The sequence below is a fragment of the Pedobacter ghigonis genome (assembly GCF_903166585.1).
Taxonomy (GTDB): domain Bacteria; phylum Bacteroidota; class Bacteroidia; order Sphingobacteriales; family Sphingobacteriaceae; genus Pedobacter; species Pedobacter ghigonis.
Window position 1 is genome coordinate 57,823 of the sequence record NZ_CAESCM010000021.1, and the last position, 20,202, is coordinate 78,024.

The window sequence follows — 20,202 nt, forward strand, 5'->3', positions numbered from 1 at the left end:
ATTAAAGAGATCATGAAATTAGATAACAAAATTTTTAAAGTCCTTTCATTTGGCCTTTTAAGCATCTTAATTTATTCTGGTTGTAAAAAATATGATAATCCACCGCCAGTATTCGAAGAGTTAAAAAGATCGGTACTTGCGCAACGCAAAGTGATGATTATCAGTATTGACGGTTTAACTGGAGCTGAGCTGCAAGCCATAGCACCAACTAGTATTACAGAGTTACAGAAAAACTCAAAATATAGCTATAACACTTTGAAGACGGCTTCTGATGCTGCAGGGTGGGCATCTATGCTAACAGGTACAGGTTTTGCAAAACATCAAATCAGCGGTGATAATTTCGAGCGGGTAAAAGACCCCAATACTGATGATCATGCGCCGATTGTATCTTATCGTAACGTTTTTGATTATGTAACGCAGTATAAAGCTGTAAAAACAGCCTTAGTTACACCTTGGGCTAATTTGCGCAATTATATGCGTAATGCTGATTTTTCACCTATTGTAACAACGGATCTGGCGGTTAAAGACAGCACGATAAGCATCCTGAATAACCAAGCAGGTTTAGGTACCATAGCGGTTAATTTTAGAGAAGTAGAGGCTGCAGGTGCTAACGGTGGATATTTGGCAAGCAATCCAAATTATAAAAATGCAATAATAAAGGCTGATGAGTATGTTGGCAATATTATGACGGCTTTAAAAGCCAGAAAAAATTATGCAAATGAAGATTGGCTTGTAATAATCACCAGCAATCATGGTGGCAGTAGTGCCAATCCAACCAATGGTTTTACATTATTGTATAATCCTGCCTTTAAACCTTACGAATTAAAGAAAACAGGATTTAATCCGGTTTTATTCAATAACACTACTGGTAGAGCTACTTTAAGTGCTGATAATAATCTTTACGATGCTGGTGAAACAAAAAATTTTACTGTGCAGATGGATGTGAAATTTAATGCTGTACCAAGTGGCTACTCAAGCTTTTTTAGTAAGAGTACTAATCTAAGTGGTTCCTCAATTACAGGTTGGCAATGGGCGCTTTATCCTGGTGGCAAGTGGGTGATTACTACTGGAGGAACTTTAAATGGAGGCGGAGGAAAGCTTGATGTAACATCAACTGATTCTCCTGGAACAGATTGGCATACCTTAACCATGACGGTCGAATACATCAATTCAACAACAAGAAACCTAATCATGTATATAGATGGTAAACGTCAAAATGCAACTGCATTAAATATTAGTGGAAGAAAAAGCTTAAGCACAACAGAAGGATTTAGAGTAGGCCATAGAACTGGTGATAATGATACACCAACATCCTTTTATGGTGCTAATCTAGCTTATTTTAATACTGCATTGAGCGAAGCTATCATAAACAGTAATTTAGGATTAAAAGATATTACCAAGCATACTAATTATGCAAACATTACTGGTTTTTGGCCAATGGACGAAGGTGCAGAGGGAACTTTTTTTAATAAGGCTCCAGGTGGTTATAACATGGCCCTTTCAGGTTTGTATAACTGGACAAATTTGGGTGCTTTGTATCCTCCGGGTACGACTGCTGAACCTGTAACATCAACATTATCTATTCCATCAACAGTGAGTGATGTTTCTGCATTAACCTTATATTGGATGAAAATAAATATTCTTTCTGATTTTGGTTTTGATGGTAAACCCTACCTTAACAAATTTGAAATCGAATTCTTAAAATAGTAGTTAGTTTAGTTAGTGAAACCCTTGCCTCCGGAGGAGGCAAAGGGTTTTTTCTGTTTAAAGGGATTTTATAGCGCATAATTAGTATGATACCTACGCCATAGTATCAAGCAACTCCTAATAACGTAACCGTTCAGTAACATATTTAAAACTCAAACGTTTGCGCTAAAACATTCTTACTATTATCACCCAATCATCCGTAATTTGGATGCACAAAACCTAATATTATACACACACAATGAAGAGAAAACTAACCATTTTATTTACCTCATTATGGATAGCCGGTCAAGTTAGTGCACAACAACTGCCGGCCGAACTGCAAACACCCGAAGTGGTTTCGGTAAACCGTTTGCCCATGCGGGCCTCGGCCTTTGCTTTCGAAAGCCAGGAGCTTGCCGCTAAAAGAGCTAAAGAAAAATCGGCCTACTTTTTATCCTTAAACGGAACCTGGAAATTTAACTGGGTAAAAGACCCACATAAACGACCAACAGATTTTTATAAGGTAGATTTCGACGATAAAGGATGGGATAACTTTAAAGTACCTGCAAACTGGGAAGTAAACGGTTATGGTCTGCCTATTTATGTGAATCAGCCATACGAGTTTGCCGGTAGGCAGCTTACAGGTAACCGCATGAATCCGCCTTTCGATATCCCGGAAGACAACAATCCGGTAGGTTCATACCGCAAAAAAATCAATATCCCGGCTAACTGGGGCGATAAGCAGGTATTTATCAGCTTAGGAGCAGTTAAATCGGCCTTTTACATTTGGGTAAATGGCAAAAAAGTAGGTTACAGCGAAGATAGCAAGTTGGCAGCCGAATTTGATATCACCAAATACGTAAAACCTGGCGAAAATACAATCGCATTGCAGGTGTACAGGTGGAGCGATGGCAGTTATTTAGAATGTCAGGATATGTGGCGCATCTCAGGTATCGAGCGGGAAGTGTATCTGTATGCTACTCCTAAATTAGATATCCGCGATTTTAAAGTATCAGGTACGCTCGATGCAAGCTACACCAACGGACTGCTGAATGTTGATTTAGCCGTTCAGAATTACAAAATAGATCAACGCACCAATCACAGCCGCCCGGATAGTTTTTATGTAGCACTCGATCTGGTAGATGCCAAAGGAAATAACGTGTGGAAAGAAGCGACCAAACTGCAAAAAGTATTGGGTAACTATAAAACAGATCTTAATTTCAAGGCACAGATTAACAATGTTAAAAACTGGTCGGCAGAAGTACCTTATTTATATACCTTATACATCACTTTAAAAGATAAAAACGATAAAGTAATCGAAGTAATTCCACAACGTGTGGGCTTCCGTTCGGTAGAAATTAAGGGCAGCGATTTACTGGTTAACGGTAAGCGCGTCTTCTTGAAAGGTGTAAACAGGCACGAGCACAATGCTACGCAGGGCCATACCTTAACCCATGCCGATATGGAAAAAGATATGGAAATGATGAAAAAGCTGAATGTAAATGCCGTGCGTCATTCACATTACCCGCCCGATCCCTATTGGATGGAACTTTGCGATGAATATGGTTTGTACGTAATTGATGAAGCCAATATCGAATCGCATGGCCGTTATTACAGTCTGGAGACAACTTTTGCCAACGATAAACAATGGCGCGTGCCACATCTTGAGCGCATTACACGAATGTATGAGCGTGATAAAAACCATGCTTCGGTTATTACCTGGTCGTTAGGTAACGAAGCAGGTAATGGCGTTAACTTTTACGAAGCTTACGAATGGTTAAAAGCCAAAGATTTCCGTCCGGTGCAGTACGAAAGGGCAGAAAATGATTTCAATACCGATATGATTGTACCGCAATATCCTTCGCCAAATTATCTGCCCCGTTATTCGAAACAGGAAAAAGAGACCCGTCCGTTTATCATGAGCGAATACGCCCATATTATGGGCAACAGTTTGGGTAATTTTAAAGAATATTGGGATGCCATTGAAAACAATCCAAAATTACAGGGTGGTTTTGTATGGGAATGGATCGATCAGGCCATCGATACTGTTAAAAACGGCAAACGCATTATGGCTTATGGGGGCGATTTCCCTTTAAGTGGCCCGGTTGATGAAAACTTTAGCGATAACGATTTTTGTGTTAAAGGAGTAGTTACCGCTTATCGCGGCATGACCCCAATGGCTGTTGAACTTAAAAAAGTACATCAGTACATTAAAACCACTTTTAATGGTACCAACCAGATTAATGTAAATAACAGCTATTTCTTTAAAGATATCAGCAATGTACAGTTAAACTGGGAGTTAGTAGCAGATGGCAAAGTAGTGCAAAGCGGTGTGGTAAATAACCTGAATGTTGGGCCGCGCCAAAGCCAAACGCTAAGCATTCCATTTAATACGAACTATGCAAACGGTAAAGAGTATTTCTTAAATGTACGTTACCGCTTAAAAACAGCTGAACCATTTTTAGAAAAAGGCTACGAAATTGCTTATGAGCAGATTGCTTTGGCAGGAACACCGAAAGCGAATACCTACGCTGCTGGTAAAAAGGCTTTAAAAGTTGAACAAACTGCCGATCGTGCAATGGTTAAAGGCAGCGATTTTACCATTACTTTCGATCTTAAAAAAGGAACATTAATCAGTTATCTGTCTAAAGGTCGCGAGCTATTGGCTAATGGCCCGCAACCGGGTTTTTACCGGGCGCCAACCGATAATGACATTGGTGCAGGTTTGAACACCAGGTTAAGGATGTGGCGCAATGTATATCAGGATAATGATGCCGCCAATATCAAATCTACTGTAAATTCAACAGCTACCGACTTTACACTAACCGTTAAATCATCCCTGTTAAAAGGCGATGCCGAAACCACTCAGCAATTTACGGTTCTGGCCGATGGTACCGTTAAAGTAGATAACCAATTTAAAGCGGTAACAGGAAACTACAAAAGTTTAATGCGTATCGGAAATGATTTGCAATTGAAAAACGAATACAACAATATTCAATGGTATGGCCGTGGTCCGGGCGAAAACTATGTAGATAGAAAAACGGCTTCCTTAATCGGAACCTATCAATCAACCGTTGCCGATCAGTATTTCCCGTATGCCCGTCCGCAGGAGAGTGGTAATAAAACTGAAGTGCGTTGGGTAAATTTCACCGATAAGGCCGGCAAAGGTTTACGTTTCGAGTTTGCCGATCAGTTATTGAGCTTTAATGCACTGCCTTACGCAGTTGAAGATTTAGATCCTGAGGCAGAGAAAAAACAATACCACTCAGGCGAACTGGTAAAGCGTAATCAGATTTATGTACACATGGATTTACAGCAGCTGGGTGTACAGGGAATTGATAGCTGGGGCTCTATGCCATTAATCCAGTACCAGATTCCTTTCAAAGATTACAATTACAGCTACTACATTAAACCTATTAAGTAACATAGATGGTCGTCATTCCCAACTTGATCCGATAGCTATCGGATGGGAATCTTAAAGCATTAGTATTAAGATTCCTATCTGTGTGAGAATGACGACTGTTCTTTTTTAATGAAATGATGAACGCGCTATCCAAAGAAAATATGAGATTTATCAAAATCTGTTTTACCTTATTGTTATTTGTCCAAATCAGTTTTGCACAAGAAACAAAATTAGCAGCAACACCACCCATGGGCTGGATGAGCTGGAATATCATGTCAGAAAACCCGAACGAAAAAGATATTAAAGCAATGGCCGATGCGATGGTAACCAGCGGAATGGTTAAAGCAGGTTATCAATATATCTTTTTAGATGATTGCTGGCAGGGCGGTCGCGATAATAAAAACAACATCATAGCCGATGCTAAGAAATTCCCTTCAGGCATTAAAGCACTGGCTGATTATCTGCACGATAAAGGGATGAAACTAGGCATTTATTCAGATGCCGCTCCTTTAACCTGTGGAGGTTATACCGCTAGTTTAAATTTCGAAGACCAGGATGCCAAAACCTTTGCATCGTGGGGAATCGATTACCTGAAATACGACTATTGCAACGCACCGGAGGATGTAGAAACCGCGAAGAAACGTTATGGTAAAATCGCCCAGGCTTTACGCAAATCGGACAGGGATATCATATTGGGCATTTGCGAATGGGGCCCACGCGAACCCTGGAACTGGGGCGCACAGGTTGGCGGACAAAGCTGGCGTACCACTTACGATATCAGGGATAAATGGCTGGATACCGAAGGTAAAGGCGGTGTGGGGATTTATAACGTGGTTGATAAAATGGCGGGATTAGCCAGCTTTTCAGGTCCGGGTAAGTGGAACGACGGCGACATGCTGGTAGCGGGTTTGCACGGCACCAAAGGGCCTTCCGCTGCTTTTAATGGCGTGGGTTGCACAAAGGCCGAGTACCAGAGCCAGATGAGTTTATACAGCATGCTCAACTCGCCACTGTATGCCAGTTGCGATATCCGCAAAATGGACAATGAAGCGAAGGCTATTTTCACCAATACCGAAGTTATTGCTTTAAACCAGGATGCTTTGGGCAAACAGGCCGAACGTAAAATTAAAACCGATACCTGGGATATTTTCGTGCGTCCTTTGGCCAATGGCGATTTCGCCATCGCTGTTTTAAACAAATCGGGCTCAACACAAAATGCCAAAGTAAACTTTGCAGAACTGGGCCTGGCTGATAAATATGAGATTAAAGATTTGTGGCAACACAAAATTATTGGCAAAAATAACAGGTGGACAGGTGAGGTAACTGCTCACGAAACCAAAGTTTTCCGCTTGAAAAAAGTATAACCAACCTCAAAATACCAAACCATCCAAACTAAAACACAATGAACCAAACAACAATCAAATCAGCGTTAGCACTTGCACTTATGGCAGGTGGTTTAAATGCGTTTGCCCAGGATGCAGCCAAAGATCCGGCAACTATTGTTATTTCGCCCGAGCATACACTCGCTAAAACAGATACAGAGTTTAGAAAAGCGATAGCCAAATGGAGCGATGAAACACTAAAAAGTACCGATTATAAAAGCATTAAAGCACAGCCCTCTGCTAATATTTTTCCGGGTGCCGTTAAAGAAGGCTTCCAGTTTATCAATAAAACAGTAAGTATCGAGCATAAAAAAATGGCCGATAGTCTGGTGTCAATTGTATCAACGCTGGGTTACTCGGGTTACGATAATGCCACCATGTACAGCACGGGTTTATATGCCAAGGCTGGCGAATATATTGAAATTGATGTGCCTAAAAATGCCGATGTAAGTGAACTTGAAGTGCAGATTGGCGCACACAGCGACCGACTGAATTATTGGGTTGCCGGCAAGGAAGATTGGCGCAGGATGCCGATTATTACCAAAAAACAAAAACTGGTAGCGGGCAAAAACAGGTTGGCTTCACCTTTTGGCGGTTTAATTTATATTGATGTTAAACCGCAGTCTGCCAGCAGAAAAATTGATTTCAAAATTAGTCATGCGGTAGCAGCACCACTTTTTATTTTGGGCAAAAGCACGCAAAGCGATTGGGAAAACCAGTTGAAGAACAATAAAGCGCCATGGGGGGAAATGGCTACTGAAAATGTAATTTTAACCCTGCCGGATAGTGTTTTGAAAACCATTAAAAAACCTGAAGAAGTACTTAAATTGTGGGATTTGGTAGTATTGGGTGAACTCGATCTGGCCAATATGCCTGCTCCGTTTTACCGTGCACAACGCATGGTTCCCGATGAGCATATTGGGGGCGGTTATATGCATAGTGGTTATCCGATTATGATTCACCATTCGCCTTCGAGACACATGGTTTCTAACGAAATTATGGCTAATCCCGAGTTGTTGATGAAACCTAGTAAAGGTGGCGCAAACTGGGGCTTTTTCCACGAAATAGGGCATAACATGCAAAACTTAAACTGGGTTTTTGGTGGCACTACCGAAGTGAGCAACAACTTCTTTTCGCTTTATATGTTCGATAGGTTAATGGGTGGGAGAGACGATTCGCACACAGGTGTATCGAGTGCAAACACACAGAAAATGATGAAAAAATATTTTGCAGAAGGAGCCAGCTACGAAAAATGGAAAAAAGATCCTTTCTTAGGCTTAATCATGTTCCGTCAGATGCAGGAAGGATTTGGCTGGGAAAGCTTTAAATCTTTCTTTAAAGAATATCAAAAAATCGGACCAGCTATAGGCGAGCTTAACGATCAGCAGAAGCGCGATTTATGGGTAAAAACCTATTCGAACATCGTGAAACGCAACCTTGCGCCATTTTTTAATACCTGGGGAGTTGATATTAGTGAGCTGACCCAGAAAGAACTGGCAGGTTTGCCAGCCTGGAAACCTTTCAATTTTCCACCGGTAAACTAAGTTTAAAAGCTATTCAATCAAAAATAAATTAACGGGCATGGCTTTAAGCGAAAAAATAACATCGAAAACAAAAGAGCTGAAAATTTATGAGGTTAATCCCATCATTTTTTATTCTGGCGAAGCCGACGAACTGAATATTGAGCTTCTGGAGTTTAATCATGGCGAACTGATTATCAAATCATTGTCTACAGCTATTTTAAAAGTGAAATCGCTGGCAATGGCCGACGAAGATTTTATCATTAAATGGAAGCAGGACGCTAAGGGACTGAGAATTACGCTGCCTGATGGACTCATCAATGATGAAGACAGGGAAAAATGCGTTTTGAAAATTAAGTTTTAACCAATTCTGCGAAATTTTACTACAGACCTATGAGGTTTTAATGGGCAACTTGCTCAAAAACCTCATAGGTTTTATTCAACTCTTACACTTCAAACCTATTGAGGTTGATAGGCACATGCTATTAAAACCTCATAGGTTTTATTCAACTCTTACACTTCAAACCTATTGAGGTTGATAGGCACATGCTATTAAAACCTCATAGGTTTTATTCAACTCTTACACTTCAAACCTATGAGGTTGATAGGCACATTGCTATTAAAAAACCTCATAGGTTTTATTCAACTCTTACACTTCAAACCTATGAGGTTGATAGGCACATGCTATTAAAACCTCATAGGTTTTATTCAACTCTTACACTTCAAACCTATGAGGTTAATGGCCCCATTGCTATTAAAACCTCATAGGTTTTAATATAATCTCTAAAACTTTCTTATTTATAATGATTCCAAGCCACCCATGGTGGGAAGCTTTCATACCTTCAATGATTTGGCGCCACCCATGGTGGGAAGCTTTCATAGCTTCAATGATTTGGTGCCACCTATAGTGGGAAGGTTTCTAAGTAATTTTGGATAGTTGTTAGAGAAAAATAGGGCAGAATCTTAAAATTGAGGCTTCCAGTTTAAGTACAGCTGTTGCCAGGCTGAGGATAATCGAATACACCTTTATTATTTAACATATTCTTTAATAAACACCTGCGGATTGTAAAACCGCTCATTCAGCTGCGCGTTGGTAAAGGTTAACCAGCTTGCACAACCGTAATCATCAAATTTCTTCCTGATTTCTAAATGCAGGTGATGGTAATCGCCTCCATATTTTTTGCTTTCCTGCGGGGTAAACAAGCGTGCCAGTTTGGTATTCTGATCTACGTTTTGGCCATTGCTTACATATACTTCCTTTAAATGTTTATAGGTAGTAAACATCGTTGTGCCATTGGGCAATTTGTGTTTCACCACTACCGTGCGCTGGTTTTCGCCTAAATGTACCGAACAAACTGTACCATTGGCCATGGCGTAAATACCAACCAGTTTGCTTTTGGGCTGGGCAGGGTTAATGTCAATCGCGGTGTGGATATGTCCTTTAACATAACTATCGCGGTGATCGCCAAAAATGCTGATGATCTTAATGTTGTTTACCTTTTTACGGTTGGCTACATCAAACGGAAGGTACCACTGGTCGGCTGTTTTAGCGGGGCTAACCTCACTGTAATAAGGTTTCCAGCGTTCTCGGTCTTTCTCGATTGTTGGTGTTTCAAATAAAATAGCCGATAAAAAGATAAATAGTAATGTTTTCATGCCTGATGTGAATTGATAAACAAGATAACATTATTTTGAAAGAATAACTATTGGATTAGTTTAAAAATATCGATCAGCGTTAGCCAAAATAAATTATACTTTTTTGATACGGGTTATCGCCTTAGCTCAGGAATACATTAAGCATAGATAAAGCGTAGTTCAAGTATAGATCAAGTATAGATAAAGCATAGATAGAGTATTGTAATAGTATAAAAAGCCATAATTTTTATAGAAGTTTGTCACGTTGAGCATGTCGAAACGCCTCGCACAGTATTCATGCAAGCCCTTCAACAAGCTATAATTGACAGGTCTGGCAGAAGAATCGTCATTGCGAGGAGGAACGACAGCCTGTCCCGCTTAATCGGGAAAGCAATCTTACAACGATCGCTATTTGAAACTGATGTAATGCTTTTTCCCACCCATAGTAGTAAGATTGCTTCGTCCCTCGCAATGACGACCATGAAGGGGCTGTCACTAATATTGATTTTTATGAAATAAATTAACCCTCAGGATTACAATTCTATAAGCGTGCAATCAGGTGTTACCATCTGACTGCACGGAAATTAAAATTATACTAACAAATCTTCCCTCAAAGCCTCAGCCGCAGGATTCACCAGCGTACCAATCAACTCAGGCACCGGAACATCAGTACTTTCGCTGTAACCATGAGTGAGTAATCTTACCCGGTTAATGCATACGCGGATAAACTCAGGAACAAACAGATCGAATTTTTCGAATTTGGAAGATAACTCAGGGTTTTCCTGCTGGAAAGCTAAAATTACATCTGCCACCTGGCGCCAGAACTGCTTTTCATCCAAGCCCACATAGCTATGGAAAATATTGCCCAGATACCTGAAAACTGCATCAAAAATGCCCGAGAGGATAAACAGTGGAGCGAGTTCATCATTAATTTCCCTTAAAACATCCACCAGGTCTTCTGGTAATCTGGCTTTCGATTCGTCGGTGAGTACAATTTCTTCCACAAAATCTTTGATGATAATCCTTTCCGGAACACCATTCTTCATAACCAGTATGGTATTCTCGCCATGCGGACTAAAGAAGAAGGCATGTTTGTAAAATATGCGTAGCACAGGTTTTAGGTAAGCCGATAAATAGGCATTTAACCAGGTCGCAGCATCCAGCCCCGATTTTTCGATCAATGCCTGCACCATGCTCTTGCCCTGATCATCTACGTAAAGCAAGCTGGCCATGGTCATGATGGTCTCGTCTTCGAGCAGGTAATTTTCGGCACTTTCGCGCCAAATGGCACCTAAAAACTCCTGGTATTGGTAAGGCGATCCCGGAATTTCGCTATACTGCGGGTGCGTATAGGCTACCGTAGCCACCTCACCCAAAAGCACAACGCGGGTTTGTTTCAGGTATTCATCGCCTTGCAACATATCTTTAGCCCATTGGGTTACCCTTGGTGCAATAGCCAGTTTTTTAGGCGATAAGCCCCTGAAAATGGAAGTGTTTAAAATTGAAATGGCTGTTTTTACATAGTGTTTTTTTGGCTCACTTACATTAAAAAAGGTACGGATACTGTTTTGGCACATGTATTCATCTGCACCCAAACCAACCGGTACAATTAACTGGTGGGCAATATCGTGCGCCAGTTGAAGCACAATTTTATTGTTCCACTGCCATTCGTGCACAGGGATAAAGAAATAATCGGCAGGTTGTAGCTGTTGCTCCAAAAGCACCTGATTAAAATCGTGTACCTGTTTTAAGCTTAGCTCTTCGTTGTAGAAAGAAAATGCCGAAATACTTTCAATGCTTTTAAACGAAGCCCTGCTGTGGTGTACGGCTAACCAGGCCAAACGTGTTCTTTGTGCTGCTTCTGGTGCGTATTTACCCTGGTCGCTATGGTTAAAGCCTATGCGGCCTTTGTTAATGGTTGCCCATGGGTGACCATCCATTTGGTGCTCTATGGTTTGGTAATCTGCATTGGCCAGTTCATCGGCATTTAACTTGCCTTTTTCGTGAATGTAAGCGTCGGCATAAAGGGTATTTAAGGTTTCTTCTATAAAATGTGCCAGCGTAAAAGGTTTAATACCGAAAGTTTGCTGTAGCTCAGTGTAAAATGCCGGTGCATTATTTACCGCCACGCTTTCGCCGTTTACAAACTTTTTAATGCTCTTTTTGTCGATATGCAGGTAATCGAGTGCACGTTCCTGACCCGAAAAGGTGTAGTAAATCTCTGAGCTATCGGTAGCTAAATGGTAATCATTCCAGCCCGGTGTACTGCTGCCCACCAAGGTAGGTTCGGCTAGTTTTTCATGCATCAGTTCTACAATCGATTTGGCGATATAGTTGAGATTTACCTTATCCCAGATTTCTTTTTTTAAAGGTTTTATTTGATCAAAGTTATTGTAATTCATGGTGTTGTTTTTAATGGTGTTGTTAGTCCGGATTTGCGCTTAGTTAGTGTTAGTCCGGATTTGTAATCCGGACTTTACTTATCTCCGGTCGGGATTATAAATCCCGACCAACTGTTGTTCCTCAGCAAATTCATTTTCCGGTTTTTCATCTGGAATGCTAAACTGCTGGAAGGCAATGCGTTTTTCTACCTTGTAAATTTCAAATCCCAGTACGGCATTGATAATGGAAGCGTTGCGGTAAGCACCCATGCCTAAATCGGGGGTCACAAAGCCGTGGGTATGCAGTTCGGCATTCTGAACAAAAATTTCATCTCCGTTTACATCAATGGCATAATTGCGGTGCACCTGGAATAGGCCGTCGGCATTTCGGCCTATGCGTTCTTGAATAGGACTTAAAAATGCAGGCTCGTTATACTTATAGCCGGTAGCCAGTACCACAAAATCCGTATCTACACTAAAGTTTTTCTCGCTTTCAGTATGGTAAAAGTCGAGCTGGTAAGCACCGCTAGCTTTAGCGTTTAAATTGTTCAGCTGGCAGTTGGGCATCAGTGCTGCATTTATTTGTTCGCCATCTACACTCAACTCATACAGTTTATCGAATATCTGGTTAATCAGATCGAAGTTGATGCCTTTAAACAGCGAATTTTGTTTACTCAGCAACTGCTTTCTTTTGGCATCGCTCAGGTTGTAAAAATGGTCTACATACTCTGGCGAGGTTAATTCCAGCGTCAGTTTCGAATATTCCATTGGGAAAAACCGATCGGGACGCGTAAACCATTTTAGTTGCAGTCCGTTTTCTGTTTCCGGTAAAAGATCGTAGAAAATCTCTGCAGCGCTTTGCCCTGAACCCACTATGGTGACGGTTTTTTGCTGTAAAATGCTTTGCTTAAACTGGAGGTACTCCGAAGAGTGTATCGCATTTTGATGCAGGGCAGGCTTAACAAAGTCAGGTATTTTTGGGCCTGTTCCGGTTCCGAGTACAATCTTTTTGGTAAAAACAGTTTCCGTTGTTCCGGTGCTGAGGTTAATCCGCTCTACTTCGTAAATGCCATCTTTGTAGTGTATTGCCGTAACTTTTTGCTCAAACTGGCAGTTCGGAAGGTGGCTGATGGCCCATTTGCAATAGGCATTATACTCTTTGCGCAACACAAAAAAATCTTCCCTGATATAAAATTTATACAAACGGTCGGTTTGTTTCAGGTAGTTTAAAAAGCTGTACGCACTGGTTGGGTCGGCTAAGGTGACCAGGTCGGCCATAAAGGGAACCTGCAGGGTAGCATCGCTCAGCATCATGCCGGGGTGCCAGTTAAACTCGCTGGCCTGATCTAAAAACAGGGTAGATAAACCGTTAATGGGTGCGCATAAGGCGGCAAGCCCCAAATTAAAGGGACCGATGCCAATGCCTACGATATCGTATATTTTCTGGTTTTGCATTAGGCTTCCTCCGTTTCAAATGGTGATAATTTGGCCTGGGCATAGGCTTTAGCTTCAGGGAATTTTTCCCAGTACCAATCGCGGTAGCAAAAGGTAAGATTGGCCATTTTATAAGGCATCTGGATTACTTTTTCGAGCTTAAAGCCAAGTCGGGTTACAAAAATGTGCATGGCACGACTTTCAACAGCAGCTTCGCCGATGCATTTGCCTACTTCTTTCTGCTCAAAAATGAAATCCATTAGAGCCTGACCGGTTTCAAAACTGTATTTCTTGTCTTTATCGGTTGGGGCAATGAGCAAGTGAGCACCATAATCAGTGGTTAATGCCTCGTAACAAGCGCCTACACCATCACGCATCGGCCAGTAAGGTTCTATGGTGAAGGTGGGTACGCCATTTATCTCGCCAATAAAACTGTGCGAGGCATCGTTGGGTAACAAGGTGCGGTAAAAGAGTTCCAGCCCTTTAATCGGGCCATCCATTTTCCAGATGGGTTTGGCGTGTTCCTGGTTAAACCAGTCGTGCACCATTTCCAGATCCCGGTCTATATCAAAAGGACGGATGTTAATCGTTACATCTTCTTTGGGGAAATACCGGCTGTATAGCACCTCTTTGGTTTGCGGTTTAATCAGGTTTTCTGCAAACAGATATTTAGACAGCGGGTTCGGGAATTCGCGGTAAATGGCCGGATTATCAATCGGTGCACTGGCTTCGTCGATATTGCAGAGGTTGGTAAGCAGGTTGCCTTTAACTTCCCAGCTGCGGCGGTTAATAATATAATCTACCAAACCGGTAGTATCGCTGTTTTCAAATTGTTTAAACTCTAAATAAACCAGGTCGATTAAAGTCTTTTCATCCGCCAGATTATTGCTGGCCAGCGCATTTACTACACCTAAAATATTGTTAATGAGTAAATAGTAAGTCAGTTTCGGAATAATGTACTCATTGGGTACAATAGAGCCACTTTCTGCTGCAATTTCGGGATATGCCTGTTGCAGGGCTTCAGCTTTGCTCTCGCTAAAGAAATAGCCCTGATTATCTCTGAAGTACAATTTGGCTGGATAAAAATCTTTATCCAGTTCTACCATTACGTTTTGCTGGTGAAATTCGAAAGCCATCCCATAATGGTTGTACAGGCCTACAATAGGCGCTACGCACAGATGCAGGTATTGTTTAAACCAGTTTACTGCAGTATGGGCCAGGCTTTTGTTTTTGCTGATCGATGCTTCTTCAATTACATGTACCAGCCTCGGTTTTTGGCCCAGCAAACCATCCTGACATAAGGCCGCAAGCAGGGTTACGTTTTTCTCTGCCTCTTCGCCCTTAAACGGATTGTGCCTGATACTGATGTTAAAACCATCGATGTTTTGCCCCTGATAATTTACGGTAATAAAAGCCGGATCGGTAATGAATTCGATTTCAGGGAATTCGGCTTTTGCCGCTTTGCCTAAAGTAGTTTTTAAAAGTTTACTTACATCGTAACCACGGTGCAGTTCTCTAACCAGATTAACGCGTTGCGAATTGGTGATTTTAACATGGAGCGAAAATTTAAGCATCCAATCGCTCGCTGCATTATACACCGTTCTAACCGATGAGGTTGGGGTATAGGTATCGCCAAATTGCCCGAGGTAAATCAGCAGTTTTTCCGCTTGCATGGCTTGTACAGCAGGTTGGTCAAGCAGGTAATCCGCTTCCCAGGGATGCATGGGCACCACTTTGTGGTTAGGGTACCGATCAAGTATTGTTATTGTTTCTGTATTTGCCGTCTCTAAAAGTTCAATCCTGAAAAAATCGGTAATATCGAAACCTTCGGCATTTTTTTCGTTGATATTGGTTGCCGCAATTAAGAAATAGCTAAGCTGGAAACTGCCTTTTGTTTCGGGCGAATATTTAAAAAGCTCGTCAGTACTGTTAAAACCCGACCGGCCTTTGGGTAGGGGATGGGCATTGTGACCTAAAAACAGCGATTGTTCTGCCGATATAAAGTTCATTTTGGCAAAGTTTACCGGCTTGCCATTTTGCAGGAAGAATGAAAGAAATTGCTGAAGGTTTTCTACACTATTGGTTAAACGCTGTTTTACCAGGTCGGCAGCTGCATCCGGAAACTCAGTCGAGCTAAATTGCACCGCCAATTCCATAAAGCGGTAAATATCAATGGCAGTAATGGCATCTGTTTCAATATCGCGTGCTACAACCGGGAAATTAAATACATGCCGGCCGCTATCTGCATAAAACTTTAACGGGGCATATACCTCGTAACCAATGCTGCTAAAATCAAACCTGAGATGCAAGCGGTCTGACTTAGTTGACAGGTAGTTAGCCAGCGGTGCGTCGTATTTCGGGATGCCTGCATAGCGGGTCCAGTTGGTAAATTCGCGGCAGTAGCTGTTAAGGAGCGCATTAAAGTTAGTTTCTTCTGAAATCTGCTGAAGCTTGATTAAGTCTAACGTATTCGTTTCCATGTTTTTTAATGATTTTAATGATATTTTCAATATCGCTGATGGTAGTAAGCGGGTTTAGTAGGGTAAATTTGAGGTAGAATTGCTGGTTAATCTTGGTACCGGCCACCAGGGCCTTACCTTGATTAAACATGGCTTTTTTGATGTATTGGTTCATGGCGCAAACATCTAACTGTGCGTTTTTAGGGCGGTACCTGAAAACCAGTGCGCTGATATCGGATTCGTTCATAAGTTCAATATCATGGTCGGCCTGCAATAAGCCCGCTATTTCTGCTGCGGTTTCAATAATGGTATCGAAATAGCCTCCCAGTTTATCGCGGCCCATCATGCGGAGTGTGAACCATAGTTTTAAAGCGTCGAAGCGGCGGGTAGTTTGTATCGATTTATTTACCTGGTTGGGCAGGCCATCTTCATCATGATCTTTAGGATTTAAGTAATCGGCATGGTGCGTAATCAGGTTAAAAAAGTGCTTGTCGCGCACCAGAAAACCGCTGCTGCTTACAGGCTGAAAGAAAGATTTATGGTAATCAACCGTAACCGAATGGGCCAGTTCGATACCGTTTAGCAGGTTACGGTATTTATCGGTGAGCAATAAGCCACAGCCATAAGCCGCATCAATATGGAACCAGGTATTGTATTTTTGGCTAATCGCACCCAGTTGCTGCAATGGATCTACATTACCAAAATCGGTGGTGCCCGCAGTACCTACAATGGCAATTGGTATATTTCCCTGTGCCAGTTCTCTTTTTATCGCGTCTTCCAGCAAAACGGTATTCATCCTGAAACTGCGGTCGGTTTTAATCTTGATGACGGCTTTTTCGCCCAGGCCTAATAGTGAGGCATTTTTCTGAATGCTGAAATGTGCTTTTTCGGAAACAAAAATCCTGAATCGAGAAGCCTCGGCAGGCAGGCCATTTACTTTTATGTTGTGGTTCAGGGCGGTAATGGCGTAATGATCTCTTGCCAGTAAAAGCCCCATTAAATTGCTCTGCGTACCGCCACTGGTAAAAATGCCGTCGGCTTTTTTGCCATAACCAATCTGATCGCAGGTCCACTCAATTAATTTTTGCTCGATTAAAGTGCCGCCAGCGCTTTGGTCCCATGTATCGATAGAGGAATTGATGGCTGAAATCATCACCTCGGCGGCAACAGCCGGGATAACAATGGGACAATTTAAGTGCGCAATGTAGGCAGGGTGGTGAAAAGCAACAGCGTGATTGGTGTAAAGCTGTTCTACTTCTTTCAGCAAAGCATCGTAATTGTCATGCGTTTTTTCAAATTCGATGGCATCGAATAAGGGTTTCAGTTTGGCTGGCGATACACCGCTGAAGGGCTGCTTGTTGTGGTTCAGGAATTTTTTTACCGCCTGGGTAACTTTGCCAACCGCATGCAGGTACTCTGCTTCGTTTTCGTGGTGAAAGATTTCCTTCGCCGGGCTCTCCGTAAGGAAATCGATGAGGTCCTGTTTTTCTAGGTCTGATGTAAACATTAGTTTTTCAATTTTTCAAAATTTAAGGTCAAAAAGGCAATACCATACCGGGCAAAATGCCGATAGTTTTTTTACTGATTAATTGGTTAGTTGAGTACTTAAAATAAGCGTAATGTGTAGACTATAATCTCGACCGCTAAGGTATATTTTTATTTAGATTGATTAAAAATAATATTTAAAATAGTTTTAAACCGTTGTTAATAAGTTGTTTAAGTATAGTTTTTATTTCATTTTTTAGGATGTTTTGTAAAATATTTGATAATTATTATTTGGATTTAATCCAAATAAATGATTGCTTTGCGAAAAAAATAAATTATTTGATGAAAAATCTATACTTAATTGCGATCCTTATCTGTGGGTTTATAATTACAGGTAAAGCTCAAACCATTACCGGCAAGGTAATAGGCGAAACTGCACCGCTAAGTGGTGCCAATATTAAAGTGCAGGGGAAAAGTTCTGCGGTTACCACTGGTGCAGATGGTAGTTTCGAACTTGCGCTAACCGAAGGTTCACATCAGCTACAGGTAAGTTATGTAGGCTATGTTACCGTATTTCAAAAAGTAAATTTAGCTAAAGGGCAAACGGTTAATTTAATCATCAACTTAAGTCCAACGGCCAATATGCAGGAGGTGGTAGTGGTATCGGCACGTAAACCAACCAAAATAAGTGAGATACCGGGTACCGTTTGGGTGGTTGATGGTGCAAAAATACAGGAGCAGGTTAAGGCAGGTGTACCCTTTAAACAGGCTTTAGCCCAATTGATTCCGAGTTTAGATGCCGGACCCGAAGGCCGTACCAATTATGGCCAAAACCAGCGTGGCAGAGATGCATTGGTGATGATTGATGGTGTATCGCTTAACAGTACCCGTGGGGTAAGCCGCCAGTTCGAATCTATCGATCCCTTTAATATCGAAAGAATCGAGGTTTTATCAGGTGCCAGTGCCGTTTATGGTGGCGGTGCAACCGGTGGTATTGTCAACATCATTACCAAAAAAGGACAGGATGGTCAGCCAGCTTTTACTACGCAGCTTGGTGTACGCAGTGGTTTGAAAGAAAAAAGCGATCACGATGTTCGCATTGCCCAGGCTATTTCAGGTGGCAGTAAAGATTGGAATGGCCGGATTGGTATTGCTTTCCAGAAAAACAACGCAGCTTATGGTGCCGATGGAAAGCAGATTTTTACCGATATTACCCAAACCGATTTGCAGTACAACCAGTCTTTTGATTTCTTTGGAAGTACAGAATTTAAATTGACAGATTATCAAAAGTTAACGGTAAATGCGCAGTATTACAATTCGGGCTATCGTGGTGATAAAGACTTATTTTTAGGTACTAACTATGCTGGCTTATTGTCAAATGCATCGTTATTGGAGATGAGAAACGGTTATTCATCAGATGTTGATCCTAAAACAAGTCGTGCCAATATCAATGCCAATTATCAGGCCAGCGATATTTTAGGCGGACAAACCCTTTACGTGCAGGCGGCAGCCAGAAATGAACGGTTTAGCTTTCACCCATTTCCGGGAACAGCGGCCTTACCGGGAGTGCTTTACAGTGGCTCTTCCATCCAGAATACCAATTACAGTGCTTTAAAACTGGTGTTGAATAAAGACTGGAATAAATTAAACCTAACCTATGGTATTGATGCCGATAACGAGAATTTTAATGCACAGCAAGCGCTTTTCGATAGGGTAAAAGCAGCTACATCTGGCGGTTTAACCAATACCACAGTTGCTACTATTGCGCGTTATCCTAATTTTAGGGTAAATGGCTTATCGGGCTTTTTACAGGCACAATTTAAGCTGGCCGATTTCTTAACCCTATCTGGTGGTGTTCGTCAGCAACGCATGTTTGTTAAGGTTGGCGATTTTGTAGGCACGGCTGCTGCTGTACCTTTGGCTTATGGTGTAGGCCGTAGCGCTACTGCTATTGCGGGTGGAAGCAATCACTACGATGTTAATTTGCTTAATGGTGGTTTGGTATTTAAAATTAACACACCTCAACAAGCCTGGTTTAACTATTCGCAAGGATTTAACCTGGCCGATCCGGCAAAATATTATGGTCAGGGAACTTATACTTTAGCTGGCACCAACTGGAATTTAGGTAATTCTATCAACGTTGGCAGCTCTCCGTTAACGGGCATTAAAACCGATCAGTACGAGGCAGGTTACCGTTACCGCACTGGTGTATTTAACGGGCAGGTGGCTGCTTTTTATGCTTTATCAGATAAAAACGTGAAAACCAACAGCACTTTCAATATCGAGGTGTACGATGAACATGTAAGAAACCTTGGACTTGAAGGCTCGCTATCGCTTAACCTGAAAAATGGCTTCGAGGCTGGCGTAAATGGTATGTATATCAAAACCCAGAAACAAAATGCCGATGGTACCTGGTCATTGCAGGATGTAACGGTGGCTAGTCCATCTAAACTGGCTGGTTATTTAGGCTATAACGGAAAAGTATTTGGCTTAAAAGCACAGGTTTTCCACTCATTTGATTCAAAAGGTATTTCTACTAATTTAAAAGAATACGAATTAAAAGGATATACAACTGTTGATGTATTGGGATCAGTAAAAGTATTTACCGGAAGCTTATCAATCGGTGTGCAAAACCTGTTGAACAAAAATTACCAAACAGTTTGGAGTCAGCGTTCATCAATTTTGTATGCTGCCCTAGCTAAACCCGAAACCTTTTATTATGCTGGCCGTGGTCGTACCTACAATGTAACGTATACGCTTAATTATTAGGTTCAATAGATTGCTTTGTGATCCGTCATTCCCAACTTGATCCGATAA

Annotated in this window: 11 protein-coding genes; 6 read left to right on the top strand and 5 right to left on the bottom strand. The window is 41.6% G+C overall.

What is annotated here, in order from left to right:
• The first annotated feature begins 12 nt into the window (after positions 1-12).
• From HWV58_RS22530 to HWV58_RS22550, 5 genes are all read left to right on the top strand, one after another.
• Complete coding sequence (locus HWV58_RS22530; RefSeq protein WP_175636262.1) at positions 13-1,707, top strand: alkaline phosphatase family protein; 1,695 nt, start codon at positions 13-15, stop codon at positions 1,705-1,707.
• A 238-nt stretch (positions 1,708-1,945) separates the two neighbouring features.
• Positions 1,946-5,110, top strand: a complete 3,165-nt coding sequence (locus HWV58_RS22535) for a glycoside hydrolase family 2 TIM barrel-domain containing protein (protein WP_175636263.1) — start codon at positions 1,946-1,948, stop codon at positions 5,108-5,110.
• A gap of 140 nt (positions 5,111-5,250) precedes the next feature.
• Positions 5,251-6,453, top strand: coding sequence for a glycoside hydrolase family 27 protein (locus HWV58_RS22540; protein WP_217707055.1), 1,203 nt, complete (start codon positions 5,251-5,253; stop codon positions 6,451-6,453).
• A gap of 38 nt (positions 6,454-6,491) precedes the next feature.
• Positions 6,492-8,015, top strand: coding sequence for a M60 family metallopeptidase (locus HWV58_RS22545; protein ID WP_175636264.1), 1,524 nt, complete (start codon positions 6,492-6,494; stop codon positions 8,013-8,015).
• Between the two features lie 37 nt (positions 8,016-8,052).
• Entirely contained in the window at positions 8,053-8,355 is a 303-nt protein-coding gene (locus tag HWV58_RS22550; RefSeq protein WP_175636265.1) for a hypothetical protein, read from the top strand.
• Between the two features lie 665 nt (positions 8,356-9,020).
• Here the strand turns inward: HWV58_RS22550 and HWV58_RS22555 are convergent.
• The 5 genes from HWV58_RS22555 to HWV58_RS22575 form a co-directional block, all read right to left on the bottom strand.
• Positions 9,021-9,647 (bottom strand): M23 family metallopeptidase, encoded by a 627-nt coding sequence (locus tag HWV58_RS22555; RefSeq protein WP_175636266.1) that lies wholly within the window; start codon positions 9,645-9,647, stop codon positions 9,021-9,023.
• Positions 9,648-10,216: 569 nt separating this feature from the next.
• Entirely contained in the window at positions 10,217-12,028 is a 1,812-nt protein-coding gene (locus HWV58_RS22560; RefSeq protein WP_175636267.1) for an IucA/IucC family protein, read from the bottom strand.
• Positions 12,029-12,106: 78 nt separating this feature from the next.
• A complete protein-coding gene (locus HWV58_RS22565; protein ID WP_175636268.1) occupies positions 12,107-13,462 on the bottom strand; it encodes a lysine N(6)-hydroxylase/L-ornithine N(5)-oxygenase family protein in 1,356 nt (451 codons plus the stop codon).
• On the bottom strand, positions 13,462-15,921 hold the full coding sequence (locus HWV58_RS22570; protein ID WP_175636269.1) for a GNAT family N-acetyltransferase: 2,460 nt from the start codon (positions 15,919-15,921) through the stop codon (positions 13,462-13,464). The genes HWV58_RS22565 and HWV58_RS22570 overlap by 1 nt, the downstream gene beginning before the upstream one ends.
• Complete coding sequence (locus HWV58_RS22575) at positions 15,866-17,407, bottom strand: pyridoxal phosphate-dependent decarboxylase family protein (RefSeq protein WP_175636270.1); 1,542 nt, start codon at positions 17,405-17,407, stop codon at positions 15,866-15,868. The genes HWV58_RS22570 and HWV58_RS22575 overlap by 56 nt, the downstream gene beginning before the upstream one ends.
• A 320-nt stretch (positions 17,408-17,727) precedes the next feature.
• Here HWV58_RS22575 and HWV58_RS22580 point away from each other — a divergent pair, with 320 nt between their 5' ends.
• Positions 17,728-20,154: a TonB-dependent receptor gene (locus tag HWV58_RS22580; RefSeq protein WP_175636271.1), complete on the top strand. Its 2,427-nt coding sequence runs from the start codon at positions 17,728-17,730 to the stop codon at positions 20,152-20,154.
• The last annotated feature ends 48 nt before the right edge of the window (positions 20,155-20,202 follow it).